The organism is Alteraurantiacibacter buctensis, from assembly GCF_009827655.1.
GTDB lineage: Bacteria > Pseudomonadota > Alphaproteobacteria > Sphingomonadales > Sphingomonadaceae > Alteraurantiacibacter > Alteraurantiacibacter buctensis.
The window spans coordinates 913,078-937,536 of record NZ_WTYV01000001.1 but is presented as its reverse complement, the minus strand read 5'-3'; the positions used below and the strand labels follow the sequence as shown (position 1 = coordinate 937,536).

At 66.6% G+C, this 24,459-nt stretch carries 25 protein-coding genes; 10 read left to right on the top strand and 15 right to left on the bottom strand.

Translation table 11 applies throughout. The features are described from left to right. Positions 1–11: 11 nt before the first annotated feature. Together GRI99_RS04435 and trmB are read right to left on the bottom strand one after the other, a co-directional pair. Positions 12–779 carry a sulfite exporter TauE/SafE family protein gene (locus GRI99_RS04435; protein ID WP_160770744.1) on the bottom strand — a complete coding sequence of 256 codons (768 nt, stop codon included), beginning with the start codon at positions 777–779 and terminating at the stop codon, positions 12–14. A 107-nt stretch (positions 780–886) separates the two neighbouring features. Beyond that, positions 887–1,588 (bottom strand): tRNA (guanine(46)-N(7))-methyltransferase TrmB, encoded by a 702-nt coding sequence (trmB, locus tag GRI99_RS04430; protein WP_160770743.1) that lies wholly within the window; start codon positions 1,586–1,588, stop codon positions 887–889. Positions 1,589–1,779: 191 nt separating this feature from the next. Here trmB and GRI99_RS04425 point away from each other — a divergent pair, with 191 nt between their 5' ends. Beyond that, on the top strand, positions 1,780–2,217 hold the full coding sequence (locus GRI99_RS04425; RefSeq protein WP_160770742.1) for a ferritin-like domain-containing protein: 438 nt from the start codon (positions 1,780–1,782) through the stop codon (positions 2,215–2,217). Between the two features lie 71 nt (positions 2,218–2,288). Here GRI99_RS04425 and ctrA read toward each other — a convergent pair whose 3' ends face one another. The 3 genes from ctrA to lptB all read right to left on the bottom strand — a co-directional run bounded on the left by ctrA (position 2,289) and on the right by lptB (position 5,525). Next, positions 2,289–2,984 carry a response regulator transcription factor CtrA gene (gene ctrA, locus GRI99_RS04420; RefSeq protein ID WP_160770741.1) on the bottom strand — a complete coding sequence of 232 codons (696 nt, stop codon included), beginning with the start codon at positions 2,982–2,984 and terminating at the stop codon, positions 2,289–2,291. A 280-nt stretch (positions 2,985–3,264) separates the two neighbouring features. Then, a complete protein-coding gene (rpoN, locus tag GRI99_RS04415) occupies positions 3,265–4,719 on the bottom strand; it encodes an RNA polymerase factor sigma-54 (protein WP_160770740.1) in 1,455 nt (484 codons plus the stop codon). Positions 4,720–4,745: 26 nt separating this feature from the next. After that, positions 4,746–5,525: an LPS export ABC transporter ATP-binding protein gene (gene lptB, locus GRI99_RS04410; protein ID WP_160770739.1), complete on the bottom strand. Its 780-nt coding sequence runs from the start codon at positions 5,523–5,525 to the stop codon at positions 4,746–4,748. A 191-nt stretch (positions 5,526–5,716) separates the two neighbouring features. Between lptB and GRI99_RS04405 the strand changes: the two genes are divergently transcribed. Beyond that, a complete protein-coding gene (locus GRI99_RS04405; protein WP_160770738.1) occupies positions 5,717–6,106 on the top strand; it encodes a hypothetical protein in 390 nt (129 codons plus the stop codon). A gap of 107 nt (positions 6,107–6,213) precedes the next feature. On the opposite strand, the gene ppa is transcribed toward GRI99_RS04405, so the two are convergent. Continuing rightward, entirely contained in the window at positions 6,214–6,753 is a 540-nt protein-coding gene (ppa, locus tag GRI99_RS04400) for an inorganic diphosphatase (RefSeq protein ID WP_160770737.1), read from the bottom strand. 201 nt (positions 6,754–6,954) lie between these two features. On the opposite strand from ppa, the gene GRI99_RS04395 reads away from it, so the two are divergent. Continuing rightward, on the top strand, positions 6,955–8,064 hold the full coding sequence (locus GRI99_RS04395; RefSeq protein WP_160770736.1) for an LLM class flavin-dependent oxidoreductase: 1,110 nt from the start codon (positions 6,955–6,957) through the stop codon (positions 8,062–8,064). A 132-nt stretch (positions 8,065–8,196) separates the two neighbouring features. On the opposite strand, the gene GRI99_RS04390 is transcribed toward GRI99_RS04395, so the two are convergent. Next, positions 8,197–9,669: a lignostilbene-alpha,beta-dioxygenase gene (locus GRI99_RS04390; protein ID WP_160770735.1), complete on the bottom strand. Its 1,473-nt coding sequence runs from the start codon at positions 9,667–9,669 to the stop codon at positions 8,197–8,199. Between the two features lie 118 nt (positions 9,670–9,787). On the opposite strand from GRI99_RS04390, the gene hisS reads away from it, so the two are divergent. From hisS to metK, 6 genes are all read left to right on the top strand, one after another. Next, entirely contained in the window at positions 9,788–11,083 is a 1,296-nt protein-coding gene (gene hisS / locus GRI99_RS04385; protein WP_160770734.1) for a histidine--tRNA ligase, read from the top strand. A 115-nt stretch (positions 11,084–11,198) separates the two neighbouring features. Further along, positions 11,199–12,266 carry a peptide chain release factor 1 gene (gene prfA / locus GRI99_RS04380; protein WP_160770733.1) on the top strand — a complete coding sequence of 356 codons (1,068 nt, stop codon included), beginning with the start codon at positions 11,199–11,201 and terminating at the stop codon, positions 12,264–12,266. After that, positions 12,263–13,096 carry a peptide chain release factor N(5)-glutamine methyltransferase gene (gene prmC, locus GRI99_RS04375; protein ID WP_160770732.1) on the top strand — a complete coding sequence of 278 codons (834 nt, stop codon included), beginning with the start codon at positions 12,263–12,265 and terminating at the stop codon, positions 13,094–13,096. The genes prfA and prmC overlap by 4 nt, the downstream gene beginning before the upstream one ends. Before the next feature lie 227 nt (positions 13,097–13,323). Then, a complete protein-coding gene (locus tag GRI99_RS04370) occupies positions 13,324–14,112 on the top strand; it encodes a DUF4167 domain-containing protein (protein WP_160770731.1) in 789 nt (262 codons plus the stop codon). A gap of 15 nt (positions 14,113–14,127) precedes the next feature. Then, positions 14,128–15,753 carry an apolipoprotein N-acyltransferase gene (lnt, locus tag GRI99_RS04365; RefSeq protein WP_160770730.1) on the top strand — a complete coding sequence of 542 codons (1,626 nt, stop codon included), beginning with the start codon at positions 14,128–14,130 and terminating at the stop codon, positions 15,751–15,753. Between the two features lie 50 nt (positions 15,754–15,803). Then, entirely contained in the window at positions 15,804–17,009 is a 1,206-nt protein-coding gene (gene metK, locus GRI99_RS04360; protein WP_160770729.1) for a methionine adenosyltransferase, read from the top strand. Positions 17,010–17,194: 185 nt separating this feature from the next. On the opposite strand, the gene GRI99_RS04355 is transcribed toward metK, so the two are convergent. Next, positions 17,195–18,475: a spinster family MFS transporter gene (locus GRI99_RS04355; protein WP_160770728.1), complete on the bottom strand. Its 1,281-nt coding sequence runs from the start codon at positions 18,473–18,475 to the stop codon at positions 17,195–17,197. A 131-nt stretch (positions 18,476–18,606) separates the two neighbouring features. Between GRI99_RS04355 and GRI99_RS04350 the strand changes: the two genes are divergently transcribed. Continuing rightward, positions 18,607–19,119, top strand: coding sequence for a hypothetical protein (locus GRI99_RS04350; RefSeq protein WP_160770727.1), 513 nt, complete (start codon positions 18,607–18,609; stop codon positions 19,117–19,119). 6 nt (positions 19,120–19,125) lie between these two features. Here the strand turns inward: GRI99_RS04350 and GRI99_RS04345 are convergent, their stop codons facing one another. The 7 genes from GRI99_RS04345 to GRI99_RS04315 all read right to left on the bottom strand — a co-directional run bounded on the left by GRI99_RS04345 (position 19,126) and on the right by GRI99_RS04315 (position 24,144). Further along, positions 19,126–19,599 carry a hypothetical protein gene (locus GRI99_RS04345; RefSeq protein ID WP_160770726.1) on the bottom strand — a complete coding sequence of 158 codons (474 nt, stop codon included), beginning with the start codon at positions 19,597–19,599 and terminating at the stop codon, positions 19,126–19,128. Between the two features lie 54 nt (positions 19,600–19,653). Next, positions 19,654–20,028 (bottom strand): hypothetical protein, encoded by a 375-nt coding sequence (locus tag GRI99_RS04340; protein WP_160770725.1) that lies wholly within the window; start codon positions 20,026–20,028, stop codon positions 19,654–19,656. 63 nt (positions 20,029–20,091) lie between these two features. Next, on the bottom strand, positions 20,092–20,664 hold the full coding sequence (locus GRI99_RS04335) for a GbsR/MarR family transcriptional regulator (protein ID WP_160770724.1): 573 nt from the start codon (positions 20,662–20,664) through the stop codon (positions 20,092–20,094). Positions 20,665–20,705: 41 nt separating this feature from the next. Continuing rightward, a complete protein-coding gene (locus GRI99_RS04330) occupies positions 20,706–21,389 on the bottom strand; it encodes a glutathione S-transferase N-terminal domain-containing protein (RefSeq protein ID WP_160770723.1) in 684 nt (227 codons plus the stop codon). 7 nt (positions 21,390–21,396) lie between these two features. Then, complete coding sequence (locus tag GRI99_RS04325) at positions 21,397–22,056, bottom strand: CoA transferase subunit B (protein WP_160770722.1); 660 nt, start codon at positions 22,054–22,056, stop codon at positions 21,397–21,399. A gap of 14 nt (positions 22,057–22,070) precedes the next feature. After that, positions 22,071–23,420: a hypothetical protein gene (locus GRI99_RS04320; protein ID WP_160770721.1), complete on the bottom strand. Its 1,350-nt coding sequence runs from the start codon at positions 23,418–23,420 to the stop codon at positions 22,071–22,073. A 1-nt stretch (position 23,421) separates the two neighbouring features. Beyond that, positions 23,422–24,144: a CoA transferase subunit A gene (locus tag GRI99_RS04315; protein WP_160770720.1), complete on the bottom strand. Its 723-nt coding sequence runs from the start codon at positions 24,142–24,144 to the stop codon at positions 23,422–23,424. Positions 24,145–24,459 lie beyond the last annotated feature (315 nt).

Below are 24,459 nucleotides of genomic sequence, written 5' to 3'. Positions count from 1 at the left end.
GTCCTTCCCGCTCAACCTGCCAGGGCGCTATAGACCCCGAAAGCGCTCGTCAGGGTAAGTACCACGCCCACGAAGACCAGCATGACCTTGGTGGAGAAGTGCTTGGCGGCATAGGCCCCCAGCGGCGCGGCGGCCACGCCGCCGATCAGGAAGCCCAGCGTGGCCCCCGCCAGGTCGGCAAAGCCCAGGTGATAGACGAAGGCGGCCGAGATCGTGATGGTCAGGAAGAATTCCACCGCGCTGACCGTGCCCACCACCTTGCGCGGCTCGGCCCCCTGCACCAGCAGGTTGCTGGTCACCACCGGTCCCCAGCCGCCGCCGCCGGCCGCGTCAAGGAACCCGCCGACCAGGCCCAGCGGGGCGACGAATTTTGGCGAGCGGGTGGGCGGGGGGAAGGTGAGGCCGCGCCACAGCAGGTAGATGCCGATGCCGCACAGGTAGGCCAGCACTGCCGGCCGGACGATCGAGGCGTCTACGCTGGTCAGCACATAGGCCCCCAGCACGCCTCCTGCGATCCCGGGCAGCAGGAGTCGGAAGAACAGCTTCTTGTCGATATTGCCGTGCAGCAGGTGGCTGATGCCGCTGGTGGCCGTGGTGAAGCATTCCACCACGTGCACCCGCTGGCTGGCCAACGCCGGGGCCACGCCCAGCACGCCCACCATCAGCGAGTTCGAGATCACGCCAAAGGCCATGCCCAGCGCCCCGTCCACCAGCTGCGCGGCAAAGCCCACGGCGATGTAGGGCAGCAGTTCCTGCAGGTTGAAACTCGCAAAATCCATCGCGCCGAATCTCCCTGCGGCCAAACTCAAGTCAAATGCTAGAGAATAACGCGGAGTGCGCCAGATAGATTTTGTGCGCCAGCCCTAAGCCTGGCCGCCAGTGTCTGTCAGGTCCGGCGATAGCGGAAGTACCAGACCTCGTGCCCATAGACCGTGCGGGCCTTGTGTTCATAGCGGGTCTCGGGCCAGCCAGAGGGGCGCACCTGCCAGCTTTTCGGCCCCGTTACCTGCCATTCGAACACATCGGTAAAGCGGCGCATCACGCTCAGGGCATGGCGCAGGTACACCGCGTGGTCGGTGCCGAAGCGGAACTCGCCGCCCGGCTTCAGCTTGCGGGCGAACAGTTCCACCGGCCCGTCGTTCATCATCCGCCGCTTGGCATGGCGGGCCTTGGGCCAGGGATCGGGGTGCAGCAGGTAGAGCATCGTCAGCGCCCCGTCGGGCACCCGGGACAGCACCTGCAGCGCATCACCGTGGTGGATGCGGACATTGCCCAATGCCCCGTCGCGAACGTGGGTCAGTGCCTGGGCCACGCCGTTGACGAAGGGTTCGGCACCGATGAAGCCGTGGTCGGGCAGCAGGTCGGCGCGATAGGCCATGTGCTCGCCCCCGCCGAAACCGATCTCGAAATGCAGCGGGCGATCGTCGCCGAACAGCACCTGGGCCGTTACCGGCCCTTCCGCCGGCACGGCGATGCTGGGCAGGAAGTTGTCCACCAGGCCTTGCTGGCCGACGCGCAGCGGCTTGCCCTGGGCGCGGCCGTAGAGACGGTTGAGGGTGGTCGGATCACCGGGCTTGTTGGCAGACATGGTGCGCCCGCTAGGCAAGCGGGGCCTTCGCGTCAATTCCGCGTCCTGTCGCGCGGGCCGCGCGCCCTGCCGTGCGCCTCCACGGCTCGTCGCATTGCGGGGAACAGCGCAGGCCGCCTGCCATTGGCACAGGGTGAAGCGGGGTGCCCGATGCCGGCAACCCGCCACGCCAGCAGAGGAGCAGCAGACCGATGAAGTTCGACACCACCACGCTCGAAACCCTGATCGATACCACTTACGATTCGGTGGAAGGCTATCGCAAGGCGGCGGAGAAGGCCGATACGCCGGGCCTGAAGGAAATCCTGCTGCAACGCGCCGCGCGCCGGCAGGAGACGCTCGACAGGCTGAACCAGGAACTGGTCCGCCACGGCGGTTCGCTGGTGACCGAAGGCACCGCCACCGGCGCGCTGCACCGCATGTGGCTGTCGATCACCGACATGTTCGAAAGCGGCGACAAGGCGGCCATCAACCGGGTGGAGGAAGGCGAGGACTACCTGGCCGAAAAGCTGGAGGCCGCCCTGGCGATGGACAACCTCGATCCGCAGTGCCGCACGGTGATCAACGCGGCCCTGGCCGAAGTGCGCGAAGGCGAGCGCCTGGCTGATGCGCTGGAGCGCCAGTTCGGCTGACCCGATGCGGAACGGCCCGCCTCCACGAAGGGGGCGGGCCGTCCTGTTCCCTTGAAGGGGTGGGAAAACTGTTACGCGGCTTCCGCTTCGGAGGCATCGTCGCGCAGCACATAGCCGCGGCCCCACACGGTTTCGATGTAGTTCTCGCCGCCGCAGGCGCTCGACAGCTTCTTGCGCAGCTTGCAGATGAACACGTCGATGATCTTCAGTTCCGGCTCGTCCATCCCGCCATACAGGTGGTTGAGGAACATTTCCTTGGTCAGTGTGGTGCCCTTGCGGAGCGAAAGCAGCTCCAGCATCGCATATTCCTTGCCGGTCAGGTGGACGCGGGCACCATCGACTTCCACGGTCTTGGCATCCAGGTTCACCGCCAGCTTGCCGGTGCGGATGACCGACTGGCTGTGGCCCTTGGACCGACGCACCACGGCATGGATGCGGGCCACTAGTTCGTCACGATGGAAGGGCTTGGTGACATAATCATCGGCGCCGAAGCCGAACGAACGGATCTTGCTGTCCATTTCCGAGATGCCGGACAGGATCAGCACCGGGGTCTGCACCTTGGCCACGCGCAGCTTCTTCAGCACGTCATAGCCGTGCATGTCAGGCAGGTTCAGGTCCAGCAGGATGATGTCGTAATCATACAGCTTGCCCAGATCGAGGCCTTCCTCGCCCAGGTCCGTCGAATAGACGTTGAAGCCTTCGGTGGTCAGCATCAGTTCGATCGCCTTGGCGGTCGTCGGTTCGTCTTCGATCAGCAGCACGCGCATTGTGCGGTCCCCTTGATGTCCCGTAAGCGGTCACCCTCCCCTTTGCGGGAGGTTGCTCGGAATTAACCACGCAACTTCTCACCAAAAAAGGTTAATAACAGGTTTAGGCCGTCTTAACTTTCTGGGTGAGTCTTTCGAGTCACAGTGTTTTTCCTTCGCTCGCCCATCCGGACGAACGGGGCTCGGTGCTGTGCGCTCCCCTGCGTTTCGCGGCACCTGCGGGCGGCCGTTTGGCCTTGCCCTCGCTGCGCTCGCGATCTGGCTGCGCTTCCGGGCAGGCTTACACCCCCGCCAGCTTCTTCTGCCTCCTGCGCTGCACGCTGGACCCCAGCCCGATCGCCTCGCGGTATTTCGCCACGGTGCGGCGGGCCAGGTCGAAGCCTTCTGCCTTCAGCATGTCCACCAGCGTATCGTCGGACAGGATGGCATCGGCCTTCTCGGCATCGATCAGCGCCTTGATCCGCGCCTTCACCGCTTCGGACGAGGCGCCGCCTTCGCCGTCGGCCCCGGCACCCACGCCGCTGGTGAAGAAGTACTTCAGCTCGAACGTGCCGCGATCACAGTGGAGGTACTTGTTGGAGGTCACGCGGCTGACCGTGCTTTCGTGCATCTCGATCGCCTCGGCCACCTTGTTCAGCGTCATCGGCCTGAGCTCGGACACGCCCTTCCTGAAGAAGCCGTCCTGCTGCTTCACGATCTCGGCGGCCACTTTCAGGATGGTTTTCTGCCGCTGGTCCAGCGCCTTGATCAGCCAGTTGGCATCGGCCAGCTTCTCGCTCAGCCATGCCTTGCTGGCCTTGTCGGTGCAGCCGCCGCGCAGTTCCACATAGTAGTCGCGGTTGATGACGAGTCGGGGCAGGGTGGCCTGGTTGATCTGGATGTCCCAGCCGCCACCGCGGGCCGCCGTCACCAGCAGGTCGGGGGTTACCGCCGTCCGCTCGCTGCGCGCGAATTGCAGGCCCGGTTTGGGGTCATAGCCGCGCAGCTCGGCCAGCATGTCGGCAAAGTCCTCGTCGTCCACGTCGCAGATGCGCTTGAGCTGCGCGAAACTGCCCTTGGCCAGCAGGTCCAGGTTGGCGATCAGCACCTGCATGCAGGGGTCATAGCGGTCCGCCTCCTTCGCCTGCAGCGCCAGGCATTCGCCCAGGGTGCGCGCGCCCACGCCGGTGGGGTCGAGGCTCTGCACCAGGGCGAGGGCGGCTTCGGCCTCGGCCATGGCGATGCCGAGATCGGCGCATACATCGCGCAGGTGGACGGGGAGGTACCCCGCCTCGTCCAGCAGCCCCACGATGTGGCGGGCGATGAAGGCGGTGCGTGCGTCCGGCGCGGCGGGGCCGATCTGGGCTTCGAGGTGGCTGGCAAGGTCGGCCTCGCCGTCGCCGTGCTCGTCGATGCCGGGGCCTTCTTCGCCGCCCGCCATGCCGCCTGCCGCTGCCCAGTCACCCGTGTCGCGATCGCGGTCGAGCGCGTCGGGATCGATATCCAGCGGGGCATCGGCCTCGCCGGCACCGGCCAGCATCAGCTCGTCGGCCGTGGCGGGTTCTGGGGCCTCCGGCGGCGCTTCCACCACCTGCATCTCGCCCGCGTCGAGCAGCGGATTGCTCTCCAGCGCCTCGCCGATGAAGGTCTCGATCTCCAGGTTCGACAGCGCCAGCAGCTTGATCGCCTGCTGCAACTGCGGCGTCATCACCAGCGACTGGCTCTGCCGCAGGTCGAGCCTGGGTCCCAGTGCCATCGCCTAGATCCCCTCCGCGCCCTGCATCAGAGCGTGAAGCTTTCGCCCAGGTAGAGGCGGCGCACTGTCTCGTCGGCCACCAGTTCCTGCGGGGAGCCGGCGAACAGCACCTGCCCGCCATAGATGATGCAGGCGCGGTCCACGATGTCGAGCGTCTCGCGCACGTTGTGGTCGGTGATCAGCACGCCGATGCCGCGCCGCTTCAGGTCCTTCACCAGGTCGCGGATGTCGCTGATGGACAGCGGGTCGATGCCCGCGAAGGGCTCGTCCAGCAGCATGATGCTGGGTTTGGCCGCCAGGGCGCGGGCGATCTCGCAGCGGCGGCGTTCACCGCCGGACAGGGCCATGGCCGGGCTGTCACGCAGGCGGGTGATGTGGAATTCCTCCAGCAGCCGCTCCAGCTCCTCGGCGCGGACCTTGGCATCGGGCTCGACCATTTCGAGCACGCAGTTGATGTTCTGCTCCACCGTCATGCCGCGGAAGATGCTGGTTTCCTGCGGCAGGTAGCCCAGGCCCAGGATGGCGCGGCGATACATCGGGAGCTTGGTGACATCCACGCCGTCCATCAGGATGCGGCCCGAATCGGGGCGCACCAGGCCCATGATCGAATAGAAGCAGGTGGTCTTGCCCGCGCCGTTGGGGCCCAGCAGGCCCAGCACCTCCCCCTTGGCCACGGTCAACGAGATATCGGTCAGCACCGCCCGCTTGTCATAGCTCTTGGCGATGGAGATCACCTCCAGGCCGCCTTGCGGGGGCAGGGCGGGGCTGGCGTTCACGGGTGCCGGATTGGCGTCAACACTGCTCATTCACGTGGCTCTAGCATCTCTGGCGCGGCATTGAAGGGAAATTGGCAGGCTTCCTGCATGGCCCATTGCGGCACGGTCTTGCGCCGGGCGGCTGAACACATAGTTACCACTCTTGCAGGGATGTCGCGGAAGTGTAATAACCTGTATCAGAGCCGCAAAGGCCGATAAGGTTGAAGGGGGAGTTGGGCGCCATGGAGAAGGCCCTCGATCGCACCGTTACACAGCGCATTCCGCAGCAGGCTGCCGCGCTGGACTGGCGCAAGCGCATGAGCAACCACGTTGCCTGGTCGCTGCTGGTCTATACCACCATCCAGATCGTCGCGAACGCCTTCGTGCTGAAGGGCGGCGGGGCCAGCGCCTCGTTGCTGCCCTATTTCGCGCTGGTGCTGCTGGTGCTGGCGGTGATCCCCGCCTGGCGGCTGCTGGAATCGCGCTGGAGCGAGCTGGGTGATGCCCAGGCTGCCGATCCCGCGCTGGCCGGGGCTTTCGCCCGCGACCGGTCGCTGATCTGGTCCGCCGCGCTGGGCCTGCCGCTGGCGATGACCGGATTCTTCCTGCTGGTGGAGCGTACGCTGGCCTGAAGCATCACCGGCCATACGGTTTCGGCCAAACGGTTTTGGCCACATGATTTTGGGGGGACGAACGGTCCCGCAACGGGGGGTTGCGGGGCCGTTCGCTTATCTGCCCCTCAGTCCTTCTTGGCGGCGTGGTAGCGCTCGATCGCCTCGACCGTCACCCGGCGCGCCTCGGCGGCATCGCCCCAGGCGCCCACGCGGACCCACTTTTCGGCTTCCAGGTCCTTGTAATGGGTGAAGAAGTGCTCGATCTGCTGCAGCACGATGCTGGGCAGGTCCTGCCGCTCGCCCACGTCCGAATAGTACGGGAAGGTCGAATCGACCGGCACGCAGATCAGCTTCTCGTCACCGCCATGCTCGTCTTCCAGGTTGAGCACGCCGATGGGGCGGGCGCGGACCACGCAGCCGGGGATGAACGGGCTGCGCGCGATCACCAGCGCATCCAGCGGGTCGCCATCGGGCGACAGGGTGTGCGGCACGAAGCCATAGTTCGCCGGATAGCGCATCGGCGTGTGCAGGATGCGGTCCACGAACAGGGCGCCGCTTTCCTTGTCGAACTCGTACTTCACCGGTTCCCCGCCGGTCGGCACCTCGATGATCACATTGAGGCTGTCGGGCGGATTGTCGCCCGCAGGAATAAACTCGATACGCATGGATGTCGGTCCCTGTTTGCAGGTGTTTGCGGCATCCCCTCCCAAAACCGGGCGTGCGTTAGCCCAGCCATGCGGGCAATGCCACAGGTCAATTGCCAGCGGGTAAATTTGCCGCCATTGTAACGCCCGTGATCATTGCGGTGACGGGAGTCGGGCCAACGGCTCCGCCTGCAATGGTTCGGGAGAGAGGAGAGCTGGCCCATGCACACCGGTCTTGCGAGCGGCTTCGCCCACCAGCGCGGCACTGCCTACAACGATGCCCGCTTCGTGCGCGAGGAAGTGGAAAACCTGATCTATGCCGAGGAGTTGGGCTTCGATTCGGTGTGGATCACGGAACACCATTTTTCCGACTACTCGATGTCGAACGACCCGCTGCAACTGCTGACCTACATTGCCGGTCGCACAAGGCGGGTAAAGCTGGGCACCCAGTGCATCATCGTGCCGTGGCACAACCCGGCGCGGCTGGCCGAGAAGATCATCAACCTCGATATCCTGTCGAACGGGCGGGCCATCCTGGGCTTCGGCGGCGGGCTGGCGCAGCACGAATTTGCCGGCCTGGGGATCGACATGAACCAGAGCCGCGCGCTCTATAACGATATCCTCGACGTGGTCCTGCCCGCGCTGGAAACCGGCGTGATCGAGGGCGAGGGCGCTTTCGGCACGATCCCGCGCCAGACCCTGCGCCCCGGCCCGGTCAAGAGCTTTGAAGGCCGCAAGTTCTGCGGCAGCCTGTCGGGCTCCTCGATGTACACCGCCGCCCGCCACGGCTGCGGCAACATGATCCTGATGCTGCCCCAGCGCGGGGCCGACGCGAAGCCCGACAAATATGCCGAGGTCTGGGCCGAGGTGAACGGCCCCGGCACCACGCCGCCCCCGCCGCTGCTGGGCGGCAACTACTACGTCCACGAAAGCGCCGATTTCGCGCAGGAGCAGGGCGAGAAGTACCTGGGCAACACCATGCGCGCGGCGATCCGCAACTATCACCTGGATACGCCCGGCAAGTTCCCGCACATCAAGGGCTACGAGCAGTACGAAAACATGGTCCTCAGCCCCGACCAGATCGAGCCCTATGTCGAGAACTTTGCCAAGGGCGCGGTAACCGGCACCCCGCAGATGATCCTTGAGCGGATGTGGGAGCTGAAGGAGCAGTTCAAACCGCAGGGCTTCTTCCCGCACGTCTACTACGGCGGGATGCCGCAGGACGAGGCGCGCGCCAACATGGAACTGTTCGCCGCCAAGGTCCTGCCCGAGCTGAAGAGCTGGGAGGCCGAGGAAAGCATCGACGAACGCTTCCTGGAGGCCGCCGAATAGGGATCGCTTGCGCCGGGGCGAGGGAGAGAGCGCCCCTGGCTGCAGCAGAAAGGCCCGGCTGGCGTCCCCGCCGGCCGGGCCTTTCCTTTGTCCCCCATACACCCTTGGATGCGACCCGAGGGGCTTATCCGGTCATGCTGCCAGCGGCAGCTTGCTGGCATCCGCCCAGTTGCCGTGCAGGCCGCTGCGCAGGCGGATCGGCAGCTTGGCCCGCGCGATCGGCCCATCTGCCAGGCGCAGGGCATCCAGCACCACCAGGTCGGAATAGTTGGTGATCAGGTTGTCGACGAGGGCGATGATATAGCCATCGCCTTCCGCGCTGTCCTTGTGGCGGGGCACGAAGCACGGTTCCTGCACGATCGATTCGGGGCCGGCCCACCAGCAGTCTTCCTTGCCGGTGGCGTGGTCCCAGTGGCCGATCTTGTTCATCTTGAAGCCCGATGCGCGCCCGCGCAGGAAGTCCATCGGCATTTCCGGGTCCATCACCAGGCCCCAGCCGTGGCGATAGGCCTGGCCGACATAGCGCTCGTCCAGCCGGGGGAACTCGTCGATCCAGGTGGTCAGCCTGGTGACCGAGGAGAACTCCTCGCTGTTCGATCCCATGTCCACCGTCCAGCGGTGCAGATAGGGCAGCGCCGCCACCGGATCGAAGCTGTCATCGTGGATGTCGGGGAAGAAGGGGAAGCTGTTGCCTTCCGCCTGGGGCACGTCGAAGTGGATCTTCGTGCCATCCTGGAAGGCGTTCATCACGTGGCTGGCGAAGATCGTCTTGGGCGCCTTGAACCAGCGCATGTCCTTGCCGGTCACGCCGGACCCGCGCGGCAGCACGCCCAGCCACACCGGCAAGGTCTTGTCGAAGCCGAAGTGCGGCTTGCCCGCGCGCAGCCGTTCCCAGTTGCCGGTGCACGGCACGATGTGCAGCACGAAGTAGTCCTGCGTCACCCCGAAGTCGTGCATCATGCAGTAGTACGGCACCTCGAAGAACGTCTCGAACAGCACGTTGCCGGCGGGATCGATCTCGAAATAGCTGCAATCGGTGGTGAACAGGCCTGTTGCCGCATAGCCGAAGTTGCACATGTTGCCGGTGACCGGGTCGATCTTGGCGTGGGCGTTGAAGGTCTGGTTTTTGATCTTCCCGCCGAAATCGGTGTAGCCCTCGGTTTCCAGCGTCAGCGGGTCCATGATCAGGCAGGGGCTGTCTTCCTTCATCGCATAGAGCTTGCCGGCGTGGACCATCACGTTGGTGTTGGCCGTGCCGCGGATCATGCCCTGCACGCTTTCGTCATCGGTCAGCGGGTTGCGATAGGCGCCGAACAGGCTCTTGCCCGCGGCGCGCTCCACCTTCCACTTGTCGGTCTGGGCATAGCGCTGGCGGAAATCCACCTTGCCATCGTGGAAGCGGAACATGCTGACCATGCCATCGCCGTTGAAGAACTGGTCGTTCTCGAACTTGGGCGGGAACTGCGCATCGGGGTGGACGCGGTGGAAGGTGCCGTTGAGCTGGCTGGGGATCTCGCCCTCCACCTCCAGGTCAAGGATATCGCCTTCCAGCCGCAGCGGGCGCAGCACGCCGGTCTGGCCGGGGGTGTTGGGGAAATGGGCCATGAGTCGTCTCTCCACTTGTTTGACTGTGGCAAATGACCGCTGGCAGGCGGGCGCGCGTTGACGGGGGTCAAACAGCAGGGAATTGGCGAGGGGCGCAAAAGCCACTAGAGGGCGCGACATGGCCAAACCCCAGACCCCGCAAGCCATCCGTGGCACCCAGGACATTTTCGGCGCCGAGGCCGAGGCCTTCGCCCACGTGGTCGAGACCTTCGAGCGGGTGCGCAAGCTCTACCGCTTCCGCCGCGTGGAAATGCCGGTGTTCGAGAAGACCGAGGTGTTCGCCCGCAGTCTGGGCGAGACGACTGATGTCGTGTCGAAGGAAATGTATTCGTTCGATGATCGCGGCGGCGAAAGCCTGACGCTGCGGCCCGAATTCACCGCCGGCATCGCCCGGGCCTACCTCACCGATGGCTGGCAGCAGTATGCCCCGCTGAAGGTGGCCACCCACGGCCCGCTGTTCCGCTACGAGCGCCCGCAGAAGGGCCGCTATCGCCAGTTCCACCAGCTCGACGCCGAAGTGATCGGCGCGGCCGAACCGCAGGCCGATGTGGAGCTGCTGGCCATGGCCGACCAGTTGCTGAAGGAACTGGGCATTGCCGATGGCGTGGTGCTCAACCTCAACACCCTGGGCGATGGCGACAGCCGCGAGGCGTGGCGGACAGCGTTGATCGAGCATTTTGCCGGGGTGCGGGATCAGCTTTCCGAAGATTCGCAGGAGCGGCTGGAGAAGAACCCCCTGCGCATCCTCGACAGCAAGGACCCGCGCGACAAGGCCTTCGTGGGCGATGCGCCGCAGATCGACCAGTTCCTGAGCAGCGAGGCGCAGGATTTCTTCGCCGCCGTGACCAGCGGTCTGGACGCCGCGGGGGTGGCCTGGACCCGCAACCCCGCCCTTGTGCGCGGCCTCGACTATTACCGCCACACCGCGTTCGAATTCGTCACCGACCGGCTGGGCGCACAAGGCACCGTGCTGGGCGGCGGGCGCTATGACGGGCTGATGGAATCGCTGGGTGGGTCTGCCACTCCGGCGGTGGGCTGGGCTGCGGGCATCGAGCGGCTGGCGATGCTGGTGGGGGGAGAGGACGTTGAGTTCGATCCGACGCCGGTATTCGCTATAGTTCCCGATCATCCTGAAATGCGTGAGGAAGCTGACCGCATTGCATCGTGCTTGCGATCCACTGCGAATGGAAAGTTCTATGTTTGGACTTACTATCGCGGGCAGGGCAAAAAGCTTGCGGAGAAGGCGAAGAGGGAAAACGTTGATGCAATTCTGTATGTCAGGAAGGCCGAAAGCAGCGGAGACGTGTTGCATTTGACCAACCTGAAGGCTGGCCCTGAGGACGCAATGAGCGACCTTTGGTCGATCCTTGGGCGTCTGCCTGCCCCATATGACAGCTTGTCAGGCGAGGGCTAGCAAACCCATTCGTCACCCCGGACTTAATCCGGGGTCCAGCATTCTTTTTCCACCGCCGCCGGTAGAAAGCCTGATCCCGGATTAAGTCCGAGATGACGTTGAGTAGAGAACCACAGTGACCCTCCCCGCCGACCGCCTCCAGCAAATCGCACACCGCTTTGCGGAGCTGGAAGCGCGCATGGCGTCCGGCCAGCTGGAGGGCGAGGCCTTCGTCCAGGCCAGCCGCGACTATGCCGAGCTGGAGCCGGTGGCCAAGGCCGCCGCCGAGGTGCAGGCCATGCGCGAGGAGCAGGTGAGCCTGACCGAGATGCTTGGCGACCCCGAGATGAAGGCCATGGCCGAGGAGGAGCTGGCCGACCTCAGGCAGCGCCTGCCGGCAGCAGAACGCGCCCTGAGCCTCGCCATGCTGCCGCGAGACGAGGCCGATGCCCGCCCCGCCATGCTGGAAATCCGCGCCGGGACCGGGGGCGACGAGGCGGCGCTGTTCGCGGGCGACCTGTACCGGATGTACGAACGCTTTGCCGCTACACAGGGGTGGAAGGTCGAACCCGTCTCGATGAACGCCAGCGAAGTGGGCGGGTTCAAGGAAATCGTCGCCAACGTCACCGGCCAGAACGTGTTCCGCAAGCTGAAGTTCGAAAGCGGGGTCCACCGCGTGCAGCGCGTGCCCGTCACCGAAAGCGGCGGGCGCATCCACACCAGTGCCGCCACCGTGGCCGTGCTGCCCGAACCCAGCGAAGTCGACATGACGATCGACGATAATGACCTGAGGATCGATATCTACCGCTCCAGCGGGGCGGGCGGCCAGCACGTCAACACCACCGATTCGGCGGTGCGCATCACCCACGTGCCCACCGGCATCGTGGTGGCGATGCAGGACGAGCGCAGCCAGCACAAGAACCGCGCCAAGGCCATGCAGGTGCTGCGCGCCCGGCTTTACGAAGCCCGCCGCGCCGAAGCCCACGGGGCCGAGGCCGAGGCGAGAAAGGCGATGGTCGGCAGCGGCGACCGTTCCGAACGCATCCGCACCTACAACTTCCCACAGGGTCGGGTGACCGATCACCGCATCGGCCTGACCCTGCACAAGCTGCCGGAAATTCTCGAAGGCACGGGCCTCGGCGAACTGATCGACGCCCTCACCACCGAGGACGAGGCCAAGCGGCTGGCGGCGCTGGGCGAGTGACCATTGCGGCAGCCTTGCGCGCCGCCGCCGCCCGCCTCGCCGCCACCAGCGATACCGCGCGGCTGGATGCCGAGGTGCTGATGGCTCATGCGCTGGGCGTGTCGCGGTCCGACCTGCTGCTGCGGCACATGGACGCGCAGGAACCCGCCATGTTTGCCGCCTTGGTGGAGCGGCGCGCGGGGCACGAACCGGTCGCCTATATCGTGGGCAACCAGGAGTTTTATGGCCGCCCGTTCCGCGTCACCCCCGCCACGCTGATCCCGCGCGCCGACAGCGAGAGCGTGGTGGAGACCGCACTTGCCGCATACCCCTCACCGCAGCACGTGCTCGATTGCGGCACCGGCACCGGCGCGCTGCTGCTGACCGTGCTGGCCGAGTGCCCTGCTGCAACCGGCATGGGCATCGATTGCTCCCCCGGCGCGCTGGCCGTGGCGCGCGGCAATGCCGCAGCTCTGGGCCTCGCCGGTCGCGCGCGGTTGGTGGAGGCCGACTGGAACCAGCCCGGCTGGGCGGCAGGCCTGGGGCACTTCGACCTCATCCTGGCCAACCCGCCCTATGTGGAGGCCGACGCCCCGCTCGATCCCGCCGTGCGTGACCACGAACCCGCAGGCGCGCTGTTCGCCGGGCCGGAGGGGCTGGACGACTACCGCGTCCTGATCCCGCAACTGCCCGCGCTGCTTGCTCCGGACGGGATCGCGGTGCTGGAAATCGGCCATACACAGGGGCCCGCCGTCAGCGCCATTGCCGCCGTTGCCGGGTTCTCCAGCGAGGTTCGCCCCGATCTGGCCGGCCGTCCGCGCGCCGTGGTCCTGCGCCATTCCACCGATTAGGACTTGGCAAACCCCGTGCGAGTGGCTACCTCCGTCTCAGGCCAGCGGTGCGCAGGGGAATGCTTGCACCCGGGGCCTAACTCCACATTTGCTCTGTAAGTGGCGGCCAACCGCCCTTTTCCCGGCGCAAACACGGACAAGACCACAGCACCATGCGCGCTGTGACCTAGAGGGGTCATGTGACCGGCACACCAAGCATCCGGTCCCAATAAGGAAGCGAATTTCCTTTGAACAACCAACGCAATAACAACAATCGTCGGCGCGGCCGCGGCAACAATCGTGGCGGCGGCGGAGGCGGCAATCCGGTCAACCGGATCGACAGTCGGGCACGCGGCAATGCCCCGCAGATGCTGGAAAAGTATCGCAAGCTGGCGCACGAGGCCTCGCTGAACGACGACCGGGTGCAGACCGAATACTACCTGCAGTTCGCCGATCACTATTTCCGCGTGATCGCCGATGCCAAGGCCCAGAAGGATGAGCAGCAGGGCCAGGGCCGCCAGCGCAGCGACCGCGAGGCCGACGATGGCGATGACTATTTCGAGGACGACCGCTTCGGCGATCGCCGCCCGCAGCAGCAGCGCCAGGAGCGCGCACCCCAGGGTGACGACGAAGAACCCGAAATGCCGCGCGGCACCGAGGGCGATCCGGTGGAGGACGAGGCCAACCCCTTCCTGGCCCCGCGCCAGCAGCGCCGCGACCGCGAGGGGCGCGAGGGGCGCGAGGGGCGCGACAACCGTGATCGCGACAACCGCAGCCGCAACGAACGCCGCCCGCGCCGCGAGGACAACCGCGCCGAACGCGATGGCAACCGTGCCGACGCGGGCGAGGAAGCTGCGCCCACCTTCGATCCGGGCATGCTGCCCCCGTCGATCTCGCGCTCCGCAGCCGAGGAGGAGCCGGCCGTGCCGGTGGATACCGCCGAGGCTGCTCCCGCTCCCAAGCCGCGCCGCACCCGCACTCCGCGCAAGAAGAGCGAAGGCGATGGTGGCGGCGAGGCGCTGGAAGCTGTCGGCTGATCCTGGACCCGCCCGATGACCGGGCCTGCCGCTGAGCCGTTGAATGGTGGGCCGTTGAAGGTTGGCCGATTGCGCGCCGCGCTGCTGCGCCGTCCCGCCTGGGCCGCGCTGGCGCTGGGCGTGGTTTCGGCCACCGGCTTCGTACCGCTGGGCCTGTGGCCGCTGGCCCTGCTGGCGATAGGCCTGTTCGCCTGGCTGCTGCCGCATACCTCCTCGCCCAAACAGGCCGCCTGGCTGGGCTGGCTGTTCGGCTGGGCCCACTTCACCCTGGGCAACAACTGGATCGCCACGGCCTTTACCTACCAGGCGAACATGCCCGCCGTGCTGGGCTGGGCGGCGGTACCGCTGCTGGCGGTGTACCTGGCCGTCTATCCGATGCTGGCAGCGTTTGGCGCGCGCCGGCTGGCGGGCACACGCGGCGGGCACGCCAGCGTGCTGGCCTTTGCCGGCTGCTGGATCGTGGCCGAATGGCTGCGCAGCTGGGTTTTCACGGGCTATTCGTGGAACCCGTTCGGCATGGTGCTGCTGGGGCCGTTCGACCGGCCGGGGCTGGCGGCGCTGGTGCCGGTGATGGGCACCTATGCCCTGTCCGGGCTGGCAGTGCTGCTGGGGGCCGGGCTGGTCCTGCTGCTGGCGCAGCGGCGCTGGCTGCCTGCGGGCCTGGCCGCCGCGCTGGTAACGGCTGGTATGTACTGGCCCGCGCCGGCGCAGGAGGATGGCACCCTGCCGGTTACCGTGGTGCAGCCGGGCATTCCGCAGCCGCGCATCAACGATCCGCTGTTCTACGAAGCCAACTTCCAGCGGCTGACCGACCTGTCGCGCCGCGCCGTGGGGTTTGACGCCACGCCCGCCCGGCGGCTGGTGATGTGGCCCGAAGCGGGCATGGCCGATTACCTGGAGGAAGGGTATCCGCAGCGCCATTACGATCGCACAACCGCGCTCGGCTCGCCGGTCTATGCCCGCTACCTGATTGCCCGCGCCATCGGCCGCGATGCCATGCTGCTGACCGGCGGCCAGCGGCTGGAATTCGGCGCGGACCGCCGCCTCAGCGGCGCTCGCAATTCGGTGCTGGCGGTGGACGGCAGCGGGCAATTGGTCGGCTATTACGACAAGGCGCACCTGGTGCCTTATGGCGAATACCTGCCCATGCGTGACCTGCTGGAGCCGCTGGGCCTTTCGCGGCTGGTGCCCGGATCGGTCGATTTCCTGCCCGGCCCGGGCCCGCAGACGATGGACCTGGGGGCTTTCGGCAAGGCCGGGTTGCAGATCTGCTATGAAATCATCTTCTCGGGCCAGGTGGTGGATGGCGATAACCGGCCGGATTACATCAGCAACGGGTCCAGCGACGGATGGTTCGGCGCGGCCGGCCCCCCGCAGCATTTTGCCCAGGCGCGGATGCGCGCGATCGAGGAGGGCTTGCCGGTGATCCGTGCCACCCCCAGCGGCATCTCCGGCGTAATCGATGCGCACGGCGTGGTCCGCCACTTCCTGGCCACCGGAGAGGCTGGCCGGATCGATACCCTGGTGCCGCCCGCGCTGCCGCCCACGCTGTTCGCCCGCCTGGGCAACATGCTGGCGCTATCGTGGGCCGCACTTTTTCTGCTGCTGGCTCTTGTTGCATTGCGGCAAGCCCGCCCTTAGACCCGACTACGTAGTTATAGGCCATAACCTTCGAAGGACCGGTACCGACCATGCGCGAATCCTATCTCTTCACGTCCGAAAGCGTTTCCGAAGGCCATCCGGACAAGGTTTCCGACCAGATTTCCGACGCGATCGTTGACCTTTTCCTGTCGAAGGACTCCGAAGCGCGCATCGCCTGCGAGACGCTGACCACCACCCAGCTGGTGGTGCTGGCGGGCGAGATCCGCTGCAAGGGCGTGTACGAGAACGACGAGTGGGCTCCGGGCGCGAAGGAAGAGATCGAGGCCACGGTGCGCAACACCGTGAAGGAAATCGGCTACGAGCAGGACGGCTTCCACTGGGAGAAGCTGGAGTTCATCAACCGCCTGCATGGCCAGTCGGCACACATTGCGCAGGGCGTGGACGCGGGCGCGAACAAGGATGAAGGCGCGGGCGACCAGGGCATCATGTTCGGCTATGCCACCGACGAGACGCCCGACCTGATGCCGGCCACCCTCTATTACAGCCACAAGATCCTGGAGCGCATGGCGGCCGACCGCCACAGCGGCGCGGCCCCGTTCCTTGAGCCTGATGCCAAGAGCCAGGTGACCCTGAAGTACGAAGGCAGCCTGCCGGTGGCCGCCACCGCCGTGGTCGTCTCAACCCAGCATGCGCCGGGTTATGACGAGGGTGAGAAGGAAGCCGAGCTGCACGCCTATGTGAAGCGCGTGGTGGCCGACGTGATCCCGCCGGTTCTGCTGCGCGAGACCGAATACCACATCAATCCCACCGGCAGCTTCGAGATCGGCGGGCCGGATGGTGACGCCGGGCTTACGGGCCGCAAGATCATCGTCGACACATATGGCGGCGCGGCCCCCCACGGCGGCGGCGCGTTCAGCGGCAAGGACCCGACCAAGGTGGACCGCTCGGCCGCCTACATCACCCGCTACCTGGCCAAGAACGTGGTGGCTGCAGGGCTCGCCACGCGCTGCACCATCCAGATCGCCTATGCCATCGGCGTGTCGAAGCCGCTGTCGCTCTATGTAGATACGCACGACACCGGCACCGTGGGTGACGACAAGATCGAGGCGGCGATCCTGGGCCTGGCCAAGCTGGGCGGCCTGACCCCGCGCGCGATTCGCACCCACCTGGGCCTCAACAAGCCGATCTATCGCAAGACCGCAGCCTATGGCCACTTCGGCCGCACGCCTGAAGGCGACCTTTTCCCGTGGGAGCGGACCGACCTGGTCGACGATCTGAAGGCCGCGCTGAGTTGATTCGCGTCAGGCGCCGGCGGGGCCATCCGGCCCGTTCTGCCGGAGGCAGTGCTTCGCAACGGCTGTCCTCGCTCCCGGCCTGACGGCCTGCGCTGCGGGCAGCTGTTCGGCCTTGCGGACCGATTTCACGGGCCGGACTGATTGAGCACTGCAAGTTTTGAAAGGGGGCCAGACGGCCCCCTTTTTCATGCCGCCTGCGCTGCATCCTCGGCGGTGGTGCGGGCGAGGTCCGCACGGTAGCGGCGGCCTGCCAGCCAGTAGTGCAGCGCCGCCCACACGTAGAGCGCGCCGGTTACCGCCATCGCCGTCACCAGCCCCTGCGTGGCCCCCTGGCCTTGCGCAAAGTGGTCGCTCAGCAGCCCCACCACCACCGGCCCCCCCGCGCCGGAAATGGCGTAGATCGAATTGAGCAGGGCCGAGGCTGTCGCCCGCATCCGCGGGTGCATCAGGTTCTGCAGCGCGGCATAGGTCACGCCCAGGTAGCCAAAGTTGAGGAAAGCCGTCACGCTCACCAAGCCCAGCAACAGCGGCAGCGTGTCACGCGTGATCGCCAGCACATAGAGCGGGCCGCCCAGCACCAGGCAGGCGGCGGGGATGTACATGTAGGCCGCGGGGTTCTTCGCCCCGAAGCGGTCGGCCAGCCAGCCCTGCAGCAGCACCGAGACGATCGCGGGCGCGCTGGCGATGAGGCCGGCGTAGAACCCGGCCTCGCCCAGCCCCACGCCGAACTGGCGGATCATCAGCGAGGTGAAGAAGTAGTTGAGGCCAAAGCCCAGCGCTGCCGCCAGCGCCGATCCGAACACCAGGTGGCGCGAACTGGGCAGGGCAAACAGCCGCCCCAGCACGGCGCGCACGGGCGGCACAGTATCTGCCCTTGCGGCAACATCATGCTGGCCGCGCGCCGGTTCGGCAATGAAGATCCAGGCCAGGACCGCCAGGATCACGCCGGGCACTGCCGCCACCAGGAAGGTGTGGCGCCAGCCGAATTCCTGCGCGATGATCGCCCCGCCCATGAAGCCCACGGCCGCGCCGATCGGCGGGGCCAGCATCAGCACGCTGAGGGCGAAGCCGCGCTTGTGCGCCGGGTAATAGTCGGTCACCACCGATTGCAGCGCGGGCAGGCCCACGCCTTCCCCCACGCCCACGGCGATGCGGGCCAGCAGCAGGTTGGTCCACCCGGTGGCCCAGCCGCACAGCGCCGTGGCGGCCGACCATGCCAGCGTGCCGAACGATATCAGCGACATCCGCCGCACCCGCTCCGCCAGCCGGGCGATGAACAGGCTGATCACGATGTAGAGCGCGGTAAAGGCCACACCCATCAGCGAAACCTGGCTGTCGGACAGGCCGAATTCGGCCTTCACCGGCTCCACCAGCACGTTCACCACGATGCGGTCGATAAAGCCGATGGTGCTGATCCCGGTCAGGATCAGCAGGGCCACCCAGGGCGTGCTGCGGCGCATGGTCATGTGTCTGTGTTCTCTCACCCGCCGCGGCCGGGGCCGAAGCGGCGGCGATTGTGCCCGCAATCGCTTTGCGGGGCAAAGGGAAAGCCGCGCGGATTGCGTCGCGAATTGTCGCAGGCCACAAGGCCCTGGCGATGATGACGTTCCTGGCCTTTCACGGTGACGAGTTGCTTCGGCTGGCCGCGCTGGAACGGCTGGCGCAGGCGGGGGAAGGGACCGCGCTGGAGCGGCTGGCAGGCCCGGGGGCCGACCTGCCTGCGGCCCACGCCGCCACCGGCTTTCCGCTGCCGCTGATGCTGCTGGTCGCTGCGATCCACGCCGGGTTGGAGGCGGACGAAGGGCAGGCGTTCCTGGTTCGGCTGGTGGAAGCTGCCGAGGTGCACGGGGACATGGCTGAGGTGGCGGATGCTTTCCTCCAGCGCCAGTTGCTGCAGGCGCTGGGGGAACATGGGGTGAAGCGGCTGCGCGGTGCGTTTCCCGTGCTGGCCGGAATGCCGGTGGACGATCACTGGCCGGTGCGGGCGACTGACCGGCTGCAGCGGCGCGCGGGTGAGGGGGTGCGGCTGCTGGCGGCTTTGGGGGCGAATCCGGCGGCGGAAATGCACCGCATGGCGGGCGATCTTGTCGAGCAGGTCCGCGCCGCCTGAACCCGGTCAGCGCAACATGCGCTGGTCGTCGATGCGGTTAGCTGGCACCGGGCGCTGTGCGGCTGCCTGCAGGCGTTCCTGCAATGCACCCCAGACCCACCCTGTCACCCCTCCTCCCGCAACAGCGGCCAGAACGAAGGCGAGCAGGTCGGTGTCCAAGCGTCCGGCGTCATCCAGCGAAGGCACCACGAACAGGGCCGCCCCAACCGCTGCACCTGCCAGGCCAAGGCTTGCGCGACTGGCGCAATGCATCCGGTCGAGAAGCCACATCACCGGCAGCCCCAGCACCAGCGCCGTCAGCGCGATCAGGAAGGAGGCGGAGGGTAAGACGATGACAAGGAAAGGCAGGACATAGGCCAGCGCTTCCCATTCCAGCGTTTCGCCTGCTCCCGCCAGAAAAAAGGCGGCCAGCAATGTGCCCGTCGCAGCGAGCGCGCCGCAAGCGATCCCACTGCCCATGCCATGTGTGATCTGCACCATAATCCGTTTCCCCTAAAGTGGCGGCGGGCGGCGTGGTGCCGCCCGCCGGTTCACTCACCCGTTCAACACCGCCGCCTCGCGCAGCCAGCGGCCCACCTTGCGGCCGAACTTGGCGATCAGGTGCATGTTGAAGAAGTGCCACAGGCCCAGCACCAGCACGGCCAGGCCCACCTTGGTGGCGATGAAGCGGATCGCTTCGGGCCCGGTGGCAGGCTCGGTGCCCAGTTGCAGCGCCAGCAGGATGAAGCCGATGTTGACCAGGTAGAAGCCGGTGACGAGCAGGTGGTTGGTGCTGCGGGCCAGCTTCTCGTCGTGCCCGAAGCAGTCGACCAGGAAGATCTCGCCGTTGCTGCTGAGCGTGCGGGCGACCCACACGGTCATGCCGATGCTGGCGGTGAGGTAGGCGGCATAGCTGAGTTCGATAAGCATCTTGTCCTCCTGTTAATTCTGCAAAAAGAGAAATGATGTGGCAAAAAAAGGGGGGCACCCTCGTCACCCCTTGGACTTGTCCTTACCTCCCACGTATTTGAGCAGGTTGACCACCTTGGCCCCCAGCCGGATCAGGCGCATGATCTGCTGTGGCGGCACCTGGATCATCTGGCCGTACCAGGTGTCCACGGTGGTGATGAAATCGTTCATGTTGCTGAGGCGCAGGCGCACTTCCTTGCTGATGTGCGGGTCGTCCGCCTGCTCCATCGCGGCGTGGATTGCGGCGACCATCGGGTCGATCTCGCGTTCCTTGCGGCCTTGCGCCACCTTGCTGGCCATCTGCCACATGTCGGTTTCGGCCACGAAGTGATCGCGCCGGTCACCCAGCACGGGGACACGGGACACCAGCTTCCAGTTGAGCAGTTCCTTGATGCTGTTGGATACGTTGCTGCGCGCCAGGCCCAGCTTGTCGGCAATGTCCTCCGCCGTCAGCGGGCGATCGGACAGCAGCAGCAGCGCCTGGATCTGCGCCACGCTGCGGTTGACGCCCCATTGCCCTCCCAGGTCACCCCAGCGCAGCACGAAGGCTTCCACGGCGGGAGGCAACTTGCTCGACTCGACATTTGTTTCTGTCATAACAGAAATATCTGTCAGTTTGGGTGCGATGTCAAGCGGCCTCAGGGCGCGCGGTAATCCGCCACGATTTCGCCCGCTCCGCCAAGTTCGGCTTCGTGGCTCTCTTCGCGCCAGGTCTCGGCCAGGGCTTCGGCCTCCCACTGCTGCATGGCGGGATGGGCGATGACGGTGTCGACCCAGGCTCGCCCGCGGCCAACATCGATGCCATAGGTCCGCACGCGCCAGGCCACCGGGGCGAAAAAGGCATCCACGGCGCTGAAATCCGCCCCCGCCAGCCACGGCCCGCCGAACCGGTCCAACCCTTCCTCGAACAGTTCGTGGATGCGGGCAACGTCGCGCGCCAGCGCGGCATCGAACGGCGGCTTCTGCACCCGCACGCCCACATTCATCGTGCACTGGTTCCTGAGGGCGGAGAAGCCGCCGTGCATCTCGGAAACAGCGCACATGGCAAAGGCCCGCGCGGCCTCGCCGGTCGGCCAGACCTGCGGGAAGCGATCCGCCAGATAGAGCGTGATCCCCAGGGAATCCCACACCGTCCGTGTCCCGTCCAGCAGCACCGGCACCTGCCCGGTGGGCGAGAAGGCACGAAACTCGTCATAGTTGGCAGGCTTGGTGAAGGGCTCGATCCGGTCGGCAAAGGGAATGCCCAGCGCCTTCATCAGCAGCCAGGGGCGCAGCGACCAGCTCGAATAGTTCCGGTTGGCGGTGATCAGGGTGTAGGCCACGCCCGCCTCAGTTCACGTAATGGGCGCTGGTCTTTTCCGCCACTTCCTGCGCCGTCACGCCGGGGGCCAGCTCGATCAGCCGGAAAGGTGACTGGTGGTCCGGCCGCTGGAACACGGCCAGATCGGTGATGATCATGTCGATCACGTTGCGGCCGGTCAGCGGCAGGGTGCACTGGGGGATGAACTTGGGGCTGCCGTCCTTGGCCACGTGCTCCATCACTACGATGATCTTCTTCACGCCGGCGACCAGGTCCATGGCACCGCCCATGCCTTTCACCATCTTGCCCGGGATCATCCAGTTGGCGATGTCGCCCCCTTCGGACACTTCCATCGCGCCGAGCACGGTCAGGTCGATATGCCCGCCGCGGATCATGGCGAAGCTGGCGGCGCTGTCGAAATAGGCGCTGTGCGGCAGTTCGCTGATGGTCTGCTTGCCAGCGTTGATCAGGTCGGCATCCACCTCGTCGGGATAGGGGAAGGGGCCGATGCCCAGCATGCCGTTCTCCGACTGGAGCGTCACCTCCATGTGTTCCGGCACGTGGTTGGCCACCAGCGTGGGAATGCCGATCCCCAGGTTCACGTAGAACCCGTCCTGCAATTCCTGCGCGGCGCGGGCGGCCATCTGGTCGCGGGTCCAGCCCTTGGTCAGGCCATCGTGGGTGGTCATGGAATGGGTATCCTTCAGTCGAGAGGGGGCGGGGCCAGGAACCAGCCGTTGTTGACATGCTCTTCCAGCGGCGCGGCCATGATCGGATCGAGCACGTAATCGTACAGTTCGTCGAAATCGCCGCGCTGGTCGCCCATCATGGCAAGCAGGCAGTTGCTGGTGCCCAGGCCATAGCGGCGGGCCTGCTTGCTCTCGCCGGCGAAGCGGGTGACGATCAGCGGATCGGTGCCGCTGGGGTCCAGCCCGCTTGCCACCAGGCGCTGGCGGATCTGGCTGGCGGCATTGGGGGCATGGCCGGAAATCCAGTAGACGGTGACACCCCGCTCTCGCAGCAGACCCAGGTAGCGGGCCAGTTCCGGGCTGGCGCTGTCAGTGCTGACCAGGGGCAGCAGGCCGTTGCCGGGATCGAGATCGATCAGCACGGCCGGCGGCAGGTTGCCGCACCGCTGCAGTTCGGGGTCCAGGCTGGATGGATCGGCCAGCAGCATGGACTGGCGACTGCCGGCGGCAGGCATGGCCTCCAGCCGCTCCAGTGCGAAATCATAGAAGGCGCGCAGGGCGTCGCCACTTTGGCCCGGCAGCGCATCGGCGGCGGCGGCATCGGGCGAGGGCAGGGCGCTGACCACGGCCAGTCCGGCGGCAGCGGCAGCGCGCTGCAAGTCCCGCGTGGCCGGTGGAGCTGCGGGTGCAGGCGCAGGTGTGGCGGCGAGTGCCGGAGCGGCGGGAGCGGGGGCGGGAGCCGGAACCGGGGCCCCGACGACGGGTGCAGGGGCGGGGCTGGCAACCTGCGCTGCAGGCTGGGCCGCGCGGCGCGGCGGTGCGGGCTGCGCCGGGGTCAGATCGAAGGCCGAGGGCAGGCGCGTTTCGAGAGGGGCGGGCGCGGGTTCACGCGTGGCGACGGGGCCCATCAGCCCGGCAGCAGGGGAGATGGGCGAAGCCGGAGCGGCCAGCACGGGGGCGGGGGCCGGGGTAGGGGTTGGGGCCGGTGCCGGTGCCAGAGTGGGGGCTGGCACCGGGGCTGCGGCGATGACCGGGGCCGGGGCAGGTGCCGGCGGCAATTCGGCCCGTGCCTGCGCCACCGGCGGACTGGCGAGCGGCTGGCTGGCCAGCGGGGCGCTCTGCACCACGACCGGGGCGGGTGCGGGCGCGGGCGCCGAGGCGGCGGCACCCGCCGCCGCCTCGGACTCCAGCCGCTGGCGTTCCACGGCCGCGCGATAGGCTATCTCGGCCCGCCGCTCGGGGCTGATATAGGGGCCGTCCAGCCGCGCCAGGATGTTGAACGGGCTGTTGCAGGCCGATAGCGCGCAGGCCCCCAGCAGCACGCCCGCCAACCGCAGATACCGCCCGGAGCCGCGCTTGCCCATATCAGGCGGTTTCCCGCTCCCGCGTGGTGGTGAATTCGATCTTCTTGTCGTAGGGCGCGCCCACGATCATCCGCTGCACATAGACGCCGGGCAGGTGGATGGCATCGGGATCGAGGCTGCCCGCCGGCACCACTTCCTCCACCTCCACCACGCACACGCGGCCGCAAGTGGCTGCGGGCAGGTTGAAGTTGCGCGCGGTCTTGCGGAACACCAGGTTACCGGTCTCGTCCGCTTTCCACGCCTTCACGATCGCCAGGTCGGCAAAGATGCCGCGCTCCAGGATGAATTCCTCGTCCTGCCCGTCGCGGTTGGGGAAGATCTTCACTTCCTTGCCCTCGGCCACGGCGGTGCCCACGCCTGTCTTGGTGTAGAAACCGGGGATACCTGCCCCGCCGGCCCGCATCCGCTCGGCCAGCGTCCCTTGCGGGCAGAATTCCACCTCCAGCTCGCCGGAAAGGTACTGCCGCTCGAATTCCTTATTCTCGCCCACGTAGGACGAGATCATCTTCTTCACCTGGCGGGTGCGCAGCAGCATGCCGATGCCCTCGCCGTCGATCCCGGCATTGTTGCTGGCGAAGGTCAGGTCCTTCACCCCGCTGTCGCGGATTGCGGCCAGCAGCCGCTCTGGCACGCCGCACAAGCCGAACCCGCCGCTGGCGATCAGCATGCCGTCGCGCAGCAGGCCATCCAGCGCTGTGGTTGCATCGGGATAAAGCTTCTTCATTTCGCCTCCACCTTGTCCGCCGTTCTTAGTCCAGCGCGTGCCTGCTTGTCACCATGCGCCCGGAGATGTGCGCACGGTGCCGTGGCCGACGTGCGGCAGCACCGGGACCGGAAAGCCGCGCACTGGCCGGATGCATGACGCGCTGCAACGAAAATCCCGCAATGCCGCATCGCACAATTTCGAATTGTGCATTGCACAAGATCAATATCGCCTCAAAAAATTTGATAAATCATGCAGTTAAAATATGTTGCAGCAAATGCAACTGCCGTTGCGTTTTTCGCACTTGCGAGAAGAAGGGCCTCACCGCATAAAGAT

Coding starts and splice junctions, on each gene's coding strand:
- GRI99_RS04435 (WP_160770744.1), bottom strand. CDS start 779: ATGGATTTTGCGAGTTTCAACCTGCAGGAACTGCTGCCCTACATCGCC.
- trmB (WP_160770743.1), bottom strand. CDS start 1,588: ATGTCTGCCAACAAGCCCGGTGATCCGACCACCCTCAACCGTCTCTAC.
- GRI99_RS04425 (WP_160770742.1), top strand. CDS start 1,780: ATGAAGTTCGACACCACCACGCTCGAAACCCTGATCGATACCACTTAC.
- ctrA (WP_160770741.1), bottom strand. CDS start 2,984: ATGCGCGTGCTGCTGATCGAAGACGAACCGACGACCGCCAAGGCGATC.
- rpoN (WP_160770740.1), bottom strand. CDS start 4,719: ATGGCACTGGGACCCAGGCTCGACCTGCGGCAGAGCCAGTCGCTGGTG.
- lptB (WP_160770739.1), bottom strand. CDS start 5,525: ATGAGCAGTGTTGACGCCAATCCGGCACCCGTGAACGCCAGCCCCGCC.
- GRI99_RS04405 (WP_160770738.1), top strand. CDS start 5,717: ATGGAGAAGGCCCTCGATCGCACCGTTACACAGCGCATTCCGCAGCAG.
- ppa (WP_160770737.1), bottom strand. CDS start 6,753: ATGCGTATCGAGTTTATTCCTGCGGGCGACAATCCGCCCGACAGCCTC.
- GRI99_RS04395 (WP_160770736.1), top strand. CDS start 6,955: ATGCACACCGGTCTTGCGAGCGGCTTCGCCCACCAGCGCGGCACTGCC.
- GRI99_RS04390 (WP_160770735.1), bottom strand. CDS start 9,669: ATGGCCCATTTCCCCAACACCCCCGGCCAGACCGGCGTGCTGCGCCCG.
- hisS (WP_160770734.1), top strand. CDS start 9,788: ATGGCCAAACCCCAGACCCCGCAAGCCATCCGTGGCACCCAGGACATT.
- lnt (WP_160770730.1), top strand. CDS start 14,128: ATGACCGGGCCTGCCGCTGAGCCGTTGAATGGTGGGCCGTTGAAGGTT.
- metK (WP_160770729.1), top strand. CDS start 15,804: ATGCGCGAATCCTATCTCTTCACGTCCGAAAGCGTTTCCGAAGGCCAT.
- GRI99_RS04355 (WP_160770728.1), bottom strand. CDS start 18,475: ATGACCATGCGCCGCAGCACGCCCTGGGTGGCCCTGCTGATCCTGACC.
- GRI99_RS04350 (WP_160770727.1), top strand. CDS start 18,607: ATGATGACGTTCCTGGCCTTTCACGGTGACGAGTTGCTTCGGCTGGCC.
- GRI99_RS04345 (WP_160770726.1), bottom strand. CDS start 19,599: ATGGTGCAGATCACACATGGCATGGGCAGTGGGATCGCTTGCGGCGCG.
- GRI99_RS04340 (WP_160770725.1), bottom strand. CDS start 20,028: ATGCTTATCGAACTCAGCTATGCCGCCTACCTCACCGCCAGCATCGGC.
- GRI99_RS04335 (WP_160770724.1), bottom strand. CDS start 20,664: ATGACAGAAACAAATGTCGAGTCGAGCAAGTTGCCTCCCGCCGTGGAA.
- GRI99_RS04325 (WP_160770722.1), bottom strand. CDS start 22,056: ATGACCACCCACGATGGCCTGACCAAGGGCTGGACCCGCGACCAGATG.
- GRI99_RS04320 (WP_160770721.1), bottom strand. CDS start 23,420: ATGGGCAAGCGCGGCTCCGGGCGGTATCTGCGGTTGGCGGGCGTGCTG.
- GRI99_RS04315 (WP_160770720.1), bottom strand. CDS start 24,144: ATGAAGAAGCTTTATCCCGATGCAACCACAGCGCTGGATGGCCTGCTG.